Origin of the sequence: Kitasatospora sp. NPDC057198 (assembly GCF_042670125.1) — a bacterium.
Classification (GTDB): Bacteria; Actinomycetota; Actinomycetes; order Streptomycetales; family Streptomycetaceae; genus Kitasatospora.
In genome coordinates, this window is sequence record NZ_JBHUWH010000374.1 from 1 (window position 1) to 7,760 (window position 7,760).

Genomic DNA, 7,760 nt, shown 5'->3' on the forward strand with positions numbered 1-7,760 from the left:
CCGGTGCTCGCGTCGGTGCTCGCGTCGGTGCTCGCGTCGGTGTTTGCGCCGGCGTCGGCGCTCGCGCCGGTGTTCGCGTCGGCGCCGGAGCCCGTGGTGGCGGCCGCCCCCGGTCAGGGGCGGCCGGCCGTTCCGGTGCGGAACGCCTCCAGGGCGAGCACCAGTTCCACCAGGTCCTGCGGCCGGTCCAGGCAGCGGCCGGTGGTCTGCTCCAGCCGCCGCAGCCGGTTGAGCACGGTGTTGCGGTGGCAGTAGAGCCGGGTGCCCGCGCCGCGGGCCGAGCCGCCGCACTCGATCCACGCCGCCAGCGTCGCCAGCAGCGGCTCCCGGTCGGCCGGGTCCAGCGCGAGCACGGGGCCCAGCACGCCTTCGAGGAGCACCCCGGCCAGGTCGGGACGCCCCACCACCAGGCCGGCCGGGAGCCGCGCGTCCAGCGCCGCCACCTCCTGCTCGCGGGTGCAGGTCCGCAGCGCGAGGGTCGCGAGCTCGTGGCCGCGCCCGACGGCGGCCAGCCGGTCGACCACCGGGCTGATGCCGACCTGGCCGAGGCCGGCCGCACTGAACGCGGCCGTGAGCACGTCGAGTTCGGCCTCGCCGAGGAAGGCGATCACCACCTCGCCGTGCTTGCGGGGCGTGCGCAGCAGCCGGATGCCGGGCGGCTCGGCCGGAGCGGTCCGGTCGTCCCGGAGCGGCCGGACCAGCGGGGTGCGCACCACCGCGACCGCGAACCGGCCGGAGACCGGCACGCCGAGCTCGGTCGCGGCCCCCGCCACGCCGAGGTCGTCGATCCGGCCGTCCACCAGGACGTCCAGCAGCGCCCGGACGCGTTCGGCCGGCCTGGTCCGGAACTCGCCGACCGTCTCCCGGTAGGCGTCGGCCATCAACTGGCAGTCGCGGTCCACCAGGGCCCACACCGAGCTGGCAGCCCGTGCCATCAGCAGCGCGTCCTGCGGCCGCCGGTCGGCCGCGGCCTGCACGAGCCGGTCCCACAGGGCCTCGCCGCCCAGGCGGTAGGCGCGCAGTAGCGGGGGCAGCGGGGCGCCCTGCCGGGCCCGGCGGACCCCGACCTGCCAGGCCAACCGGGCCGAACCACCGCTGAGGCCGGGTGACTTGATGGAGTCCAGCCCCGCGAGGAGCGCCCGCTCGGTGACCTCCGGCGAGTCCTTCGGGGCGATCGCGGCGTCCCGGTAGAACGGCTCGGCCTCGCGCAGGCGCTCCATCACCTCGGAGGCCAGGTCCGCGACCCGGCCGCGCACGTCGTCCGACGCCCGGCACAGCGCCTCCTGGACGTCCGCGGCCGGGGCCGCCACCGCCGCTCCGACCGGGGGCGGTGCGTGCCCGTGGCCCACGACTTGCCGTACGGACATGGAAATCCTCCTTGCCTGTGGCAGCCCCGGCGGCGGTGACCGGAGACGGTACGCGCGGGCCGGGCTGCGGGGTGAAGGGGAACGCGCCCGGAATACTAAACGAACGATCGACAGGTTTGAAGGTTCGGACGGCGCCGTTGCCCATCCGCCGCAGGACCGAGACCTCCCGCGCCGCCGGCCGTCCGGGCGCGCACCTGTGCGGGCGCCCAGCGCCGCCCCGGCCGGATGGGCGCCCTCCCCGTCCTGCCGCCCGCCGGTGGACGCGGCGGCACCGGCCCAGCACCGTCCTGAACTGACCGGGTCCATCCGCCCATTCACCCAACCAGCCAGCCACCCACCCACCCACTCGCCCACCCACTCACCCACTCACCGAGGACGGCTCCATGACACTGCCCCACCCGCCGCCCCACCGGCGGCCCGGCTCCGCCCGGCGGGCCTTCGCCCTGACCAACGGCGCGGGCCTGCTCCTCCTGGTCCTGACCGCCCACAGCGCCGGCGGCCTGCTCGCCGCACCGGTGCTCGGCCCGGTCACGGCCGGCCTGCTGCTCCTGGCCGGCCAGGCGCTGCTGCTGTCGGCCACGGTCCTCCGGTACGAGCGGCACTGCGCCGCCCACGACGCCGCCGCAGCCCGTGACACCGCGGCCGGTGACACCGCCGCCCACGGCACCGCCGCCCGGGGCGGAGCGCGGACGGCCGCCGGATGACCGCCCCCGCGCACGCCCCCGTCCTGGTCGCCTTCGTCGTCATCGTCGGCGTCCTGCTGCTGTTCGGGCTGCTCGCCGGTTCCGACGGCGACGACGACCTGCGGAGCTACTACGCGGCGCAGGCCCGGCTGACCCCGCTCCGGGGCGGGCTCGCGCTCGCCGGGGACTACGTCTCGGCCGTCACGCTGCTGAGCACCACCGGCGTGATCGCCCTCGCCGGCTTCGACGGGCTCAGCATCGCCCTGTGCAGCGTCCTGGCCCTCGGGCTGCTCCTGCTGATCGCCCAACCCCTGCGCGAGGCAGGCCGGTTCACCCTCGGCGACGTCCTGGCGCGCCGCCTGCCCGGACGTGCGCCACGGGTCGCGGTCGGCGTGGCCACGCTCGCCACCACGCTGCCCTTCCTGGTGGTGCAGCTCGCCGGGGCCGGGCGCGTGACCGCCCAGCTCGCCGGGGCGACCGGCCCCGGCGCGCAGTCGGCCTGCATCGCGCTGATCGGCTGCGTCATGACCTGCTTCGCCGTCGCCGCGGGCATGCGCGGCACCAACGCCGTGCAGATCCTCAAGGTCTTCGTGGTCCTCGCCGCACTGGCCGCCACCGCCGCGGTGCTGCTGGCCCAGTTCGGCCGGCACCCGGAGCGGCTGCTGACCGCGGCGGCCCGTGGCAGCGGCCGGCCGGACGACTACCTGCGGCCCGGCGCCTACCGGGGCCGCGGGGCGGTGGAGCGGCTGGACTTCCTGAGCCTGCAACTGACGGCCGTGCTCGGCGGCGCCTGCATGCCGCACCTCACCATGCGGCTGGGCTGCGCCCCGGACGGCGCCACCGCCCGGCGCAGCGCCGGGGTCGCGGTCGCGGTGGCCGGGGCGGTCGTCGCCACCGCGGCCGTGCTCGGGCTGGGCGCCGCCGCGCTGGTGGGCGGCCCGGCGATCCTGCGGGCCGACCCGAGCGGCGACGCCGCGCTGCCGCTGCTCGCCGGGCGGCTGGGCGGCGGCCCGGCCTCCGGGGCCGGGGCGGTGCTGTTCACCGCCGTCGCCTGCGCGGTGTTCCTGACCGCGCTGGCGGTGGTCTCCGCCCTCACCCTGGCCGCGGCCGCCGCGCTGGCGCACGACCTGCACGCCCACGCGCTGCGGGCGGGGCGGCTCACCGAGGCCCGGGAGGTGCGGACCGCCCGCTGGGCCGTCGCCGCGACCGGCCTGACCGGCACCGCCCTGGCGCTCGCCGTGCACGGCTCCAACACGCAGTTCCTGGCGACCTTCGCGCTGACCGCGGCGGCCTCCTCGATCCTCCCGGCCACGCTCGGCGCGCTCTTCTGGCCGGGCTTCGGCCGGGCCGGGGCCCTGTGGGCGCTGTACGGCGGGCTGGGCTGCGCCGTGCTGCTGCAGGCGCTGTCGCCCACGGTGTCGGGAGGCCCGCTCGCGCTCTTCCCGGACCGGGACTTCGCCTGGTCCCCCCTGGTGTACCCGGGGGTGGTGTCGGTGCCGGCCGGTTTCCTGCTGGCCTGGGCGGGCAGCCGGTTCCCCGGCCGGACAAGCCGAACAAGCCGGACAAGCCGGACCGGACCGGGTGAGCGGGCCCGACGGGGCGAGCGGACCGGCCGGACCGGCCGACCCGGACGGGTGCCGGGTTAGGCGCCGTCGGCCGCCGCCGCGGCGAGCAGCTTCCGGTTCGGGGTGAGGGCCCCCGACGCCTGGCAGTACAGGCGGCCCAGGGGGTCGGTGACGGTGGCCCGGACCAGGGTGCGGGTGCGGGACGCCTGGAGCACCTCGCCGGTGACGGTGTAGACCACCCCGGCGAGCACCGGGCGGAGGTAGTCGACGTTCAGGCTCATGGTCAGGAACGGCGCTGCGGGCTCGCTGGCGCTGGACGCGGCCAGCCCGCACGCCTCGTCCAGCGCCGTCGCGATGTAGCCACCGTGGACGGTGCCGGCGCGGTTGAGGATCGCGTCGCCCGGCGTCCAGCGCAGTTCCACCAGGCCCTTGTCGGCGCGGTCGATGGCCAGGCCCAGGTGGGCGTGCGGGAGGTAGGCGGAAGCCAGGTCGTCGGCGAGCCGTCGGACGCGGTCGAGGCCGGAGCCGACGCCCCAGGGGATGGTGGTGATGGCGGTCTCCCGGGATCGAAGGGATGGCGGGCCGCCAAGCGTATCTTAACGATCGTTCGGTAACTACAGCCGGGTGCGTCCAACCGATTGACAGGGTCGGACGGCCGTGGTTTGGTGCGGCAGCGCGCAGTGATTGAACGTTCGTTAAGTACGCCTGCCGGGGCCGGCTCCCGCCCCCACCCGTTCCCAGCGCAAGACGAATCGAGGCACCATGACCGCAGCACCCGTATCCGCCGCCGGACTCGACTGGGAGGACCCCACCGACTTCGCCAACGCCACCCGGGGCCGGCTCGACGCCCTGAGCCCGTGCGTGGTCCGCAACGCCGAGGGGCGGGTGGTCTGGGACAACGAGCGCTGGTCCTTCCTCGCCGAGGAGTGCCCCGCGACCGCCGATCCCAGCCTCTGGCGCCAGGGCCGGCTGAACTCCCTGCACGGCCTGTTCGAGGTGGTCGAGGGCGTCTACCAGGTCCGCGGCCTGGACGTCTCCAACATGACGATCGTGGAGGGCCCCGAGGGCCTGGTCGTCGTCGACCCGCTGATCAGCGAGGAGTGCGCCGCCGCCGGCCTCGCGCTGTACCGCCGCAACCGGGGGGACCTCCCGGTCGCCGCGGTGGTCTACTCGCACAGCCACACCGACCACTTCGGCGGGGTGCGCGGCATCGTCTCCGACGCCGACGCGGCCGCCGGGCGGGTGCGGATCGTGGCCCCGGCCGGCTTCCTGGAGGAGGCGGTCGGCGAGAACGTGGTGGCCGGACCGGCGATGCTGCGCCGCGCCCAGTACATGTACGGCGTGGGCCTGCCCGCCGCCCCCGACGGGGCGATCGGCTTCGGCCTCGGCCAGGGCACCTCCAGCGGGAAGGTCGGGCTGATCCCGCCCACCGACCTGGTCACCGCGACCGGGCAGGTCCTCGAACTCGGCGGCGTCCGGCTGGAGTTCCAGCTCACCCCCGGCACCGAGGCGCCCGCCGAGATGAACTTCCTGCTGCCCGACCACGGCGTCCTGCTGGTTGCCGAGAACGCCAACCACACCCTGCACAACGTGCTGACCCTGCGCGGCGCGCTGGTCCGCGACGCGCAGGCGTGGGCCGGGTACCTGACCGAGACCATCACCCTGTACGCGGACCGCGCCGACGTCCTGATCGGCTCCCACCACTGGCCGACCTGGGGCCGGGCGGAGCTGCTGACCATGCTCTCCGAGCAGCGCGACGCCTACGCGTACCTGCACGACCAGACCGTCCGGCTGATGAACCAGGGGCTGACCGGCCCCGAGATCGCCGAGGAACTCGCCGAGTTCCCGCCACAGTTGGCGCGCGCCTGGCACGCCCGCGGCTACTACGGCTCGCTCAGCCACAACACCAGGGCCGTCTACCAGCGCTACATGGGCTGGTTCGACGGCAACCCGGCCCACCTGTGGCCGCACCCGCCGGTCGCGGCCGCCGAACGGTACGTGGAGTTCATGGGCGGCGCCGCGGCCGTGCTGGCGAAGGCCAGGAAGACGGCCGACGCGGGCGACCTGCGCTTCGCGGCCGAGGTGCTCAACCACGTCGTGTTCGCCGACCCGGAGAACCGCGAGGCCCGCGAACTGCAGGCCGAGGTCTTCGAGCGGCTGGCGCACGCCTGCGAGAACGGCACCTGGCGCAACTTCTACCTCTGCGGCGCCCGCGACCTGCGCGACTTCTCCGACCGGGACGCGCCGGGCAGCGGCTCCGGCTCGGGCGGCGGCATCGCCTGGGGCCTGCCCGCCGACCAGCTGTTCAAGGCGCTCGCGGTGCGGGTGGACGGCCCCCGCGCCGCCGCCCACCGGCTGCTGGCGCGCTGGGAGTTCACGGCGGAGGCGGGCGGCGCGGCGGACGTCTGGACGCTGCTGCTCGCCAACGGCGTGCTGACCCCGGTGCGCGGCGGCGCCCCGGGCGGGGAGCGGCCGCAGGTCACCGTGCGTACCGGGCTCGACGTGCTGGCCGGCGTCCTGGCCCGCCGCAGCACGCTCGCCGCCGAGGCCGCCGCGGGCCGGGTCGAAATCGACGGCGACGCCGAGGCGTTGACCACCCTCTTCGGCCTGCTCCAGGCGCCGCGCCCCGGCTTCCGGCTCGCGCTCCCGTAGACCCGGCCCGGCCCGCCGGCGCGGGCCGTCCGCGTCCTCGCCTACGATGGCGCTGCCGGTCGTACCGGACGAACGTCCGGTCCACCCGAGGGGCCGGAGCAGCCCAGCAGATCGGAGCGCCCGTGTCCCGCCGACCCGTACCCGCAGGCCACACGGCCATCATCGAGGCCGCCCGCGCGCAGTTCTCCGAACAGGGGTACGGGGCGACGTCGATCCGGGACATCGCGCAGCGGGCGGGCGTCAGCCTGTCCGCCCTGTACTACTACTACAAGGGCAAGCAGGAACTGCTCGTCGCCATCCTGGACGACGGGCTCGACGCCTACTTCGGCGCCTGCGAGGAGGCGCTCGCCGCCGCCGGCGAGGACCCGGCCGAACGGCTGGAGGCCCTGGTCGCCGCGACGGTCCGGTTCCGGGCGGGCCACCCCGTGAAGAGCAGCATCGTGCTGACCGAGGGGCGCAGCCTGGAGCCCGAGCACCTCGCCCGCTACCGCGAGAACGAGGAGCGCGGCACCCGGCAGTTCCGCGAGGTGATCGAGCAGGGCGTGGCGGACGGGACCTTCCTGACCCCGTACCCGGACGACGCCCGGCGCGCGGTGATCGCGATGTGCAACGCGATCGCCCAGTGGTACCGGCCCGAAGGACCGCTCCCCGTCGAGGAGTTGGTCCAGCGGTACGTCTCCCTGGCGCTCACCGCGGTCGAGTACCGCCCGCGCACCGTCCGGCGGCCCGCACGCGGCTGAGGCCCCGAGGCCCCGAGGCCCCGGTGTACGGCCGGGGCCCGCACCGGGAGGGGAGGGCGCCCCCGGTGCGGGCCGGTCGGCCGGGCGGGCGGACGGGCCCGCACCGGCCGGGCTCAGTCGATGGTCAGCACGGTGCGCAGCGCCTCGCCGGTGTGCATCTGGCGCACCGCCTCGTTGGCGTCGGCGAGCGGCACCCGGTGGGTGATCATCTTCTCCAGGTCGACCTCGCCGGCCCGCCACAGCTCGATGATCCGGGCGAAGTTCTCCAGCACGTCGGTGCCGCCGTAGAAGGAGGGCAGCAACTTCTTCTCGTGCATGACCAGTTCGGCCAGGTTGATCTGCGGGAAGTCGGTCCGCGCCCCGACCCCGACCAGGCAGAGCGTGCCGCCGCGGCGGGTCGCGTCGTAGCCGGTGCGGACGGTCGCGGGCTTGCCGACCACCTCGAAGACGTAGTCGAAGCCCTCGCCGCCGGTCAGTTCGGCGCTCAGCGCGGCGAACTCCTCGGGGGAGGCGGCGTGCGTCGCACCCAGCTCCAGCGCCCAGCCGCGCCGCCCGGCGACCGGGTCGACGGCGACGATGACGGCGGCCCCGGCCACCCGGGCGCCCTGCACCACGCTGATGCCGACGCCGCCGCAGCCGATCACCGCGACCCTGGAGCCGGGCGCGACCTTCGCGGTGTGCAGCGCGGCGCCGATGCCGGTGGTGACGCCGCAGCCGATCAGCGCGCCGACCTCGAACGGCACGTCGTCGGGC

Annotated in this window: 7 protein-coding genes; 4 read left to right on the forward strand and 3 right to left on the reverse strand. The window is 76.0% G+C overall.

The window, feature by feature from the left end; all coding sequences use genetic code 11:
- Window positions 1–113: 113 nt before the first annotated feature.
- The gene (locus ACFUEL_RS30420) at window positions 114–1,367 is read right to left on the reverse strand and encodes a PucR family transcriptional regulator (protein WP_380239996.1); all 1,254 of its coding nucleotides are present in this window, start codon (window positions 1,365–1,367) and stop codon (window positions 114–116) included.
- Window positions 1,368–1,750: 383 nt separating this feature from the next.
- On the opposite strand from ACFUEL_RS30420, the gene ACFUEL_RS30425 reads away from it, so the two are divergent.
- A complete protein-coding gene (locus tag ACFUEL_RS30425) occupies window positions 1,751–2,071 on the forward strand; it encodes a hypothetical protein (protein ID WP_380239997.1) in 321 nt (106 codons plus the stop codon).
- Entirely contained in the window at window positions 2,068–3,696 is a 1,629-nt protein-coding gene (locus ACFUEL_RS30430) for a cation acetate symporter (protein WP_380239998.1), read from the forward strand. The genes ACFUEL_RS30425 and ACFUEL_RS30430 overlap by 4 nt, the downstream gene beginning before the upstream one ends.
- Here the strand turns inward: ACFUEL_RS30430 and ACFUEL_RS30435 are convergent.
- Window positions 3,693–4,166, reverse strand: coding sequence for a PaaI family thioesterase (locus ACFUEL_RS30435; RefSeq protein ID WP_380240002.1), 474 nt, complete (start codon window positions 4,164–4,166; stop codon window positions 3,693–3,695). The two genes, ACFUEL_RS30430 and ACFUEL_RS30435, sit on opposite strands and share 4 nt — an antisense overlap.
- 211 nt (window positions 4,167–4,377) lie before the next feature.
- Here ACFUEL_RS30435 and ACFUEL_RS30440 point away from each other — a divergent pair, with 211 nt between their 5' ends.
- A complete protein-coding gene (locus ACFUEL_RS30440; RefSeq protein ID WP_380239999.1) occupies window positions 4,378–6,267 on the forward strand; it encodes an alkyl/aryl-sulfatase in 1,890 nt (629 codons plus the stop codon).
- Window positions 6,268–6,389: 122 nt separating this feature from the next.
- Complete coding sequence (locus ACFUEL_RS30445) at window positions 6,390–7,007, forward strand: TetR family transcriptional regulator (protein ID WP_380240000.1); 618 nt, start codon at window positions 6,390–6,392, stop codon at window positions 7,005–7,007.
- A 113-nt stretch (window positions 7,008–7,120) separates the two neighbouring features.
- On the opposite strand, the gene ACFUEL_RS30450 is transcribed toward ACFUEL_RS30445, so the two are convergent.
- On the reverse strand, window positions 7,121–7,760 hold a 640-nt coding region (locus tag ACFUEL_RS30450), incomplete at its 5' end, for a zinc-binding dehydrogenase (RefSeq protein WP_380240001.1).

Bases quoted from the DNA above. Each gene is read 5' to 3' on its own strand.
- ACFUEL_RS30420 (WP_380239996.1), bottom strand. From the start codon at position 1,367: ATGTCCGTACGGCAAGTCGTGGGCCACGGGCACGCACCGCCCCCGGTC.
- ACFUEL_RS30425 (WP_380239997.1), top strand. From the start codon at position 1,751: ATGACACTGCCCCACCCGCCGCCCCACCGGCGGCCCGGCTCCGCCCGG.
- ACFUEL_RS30430 (WP_380239998.1), top strand. From the start codon at position 2,068: ATGACCGCCCCCGCGCACGCCCCCGTCCTGGTCGCCTTCGTCGTCATC.
- ACFUEL_RS30440 (WP_380239999.1), top strand. From the start codon at position 4,378: ATGACCGCAGCACCCGTATCCGCCGCCGGACTCGACTGGGAGGACCCC.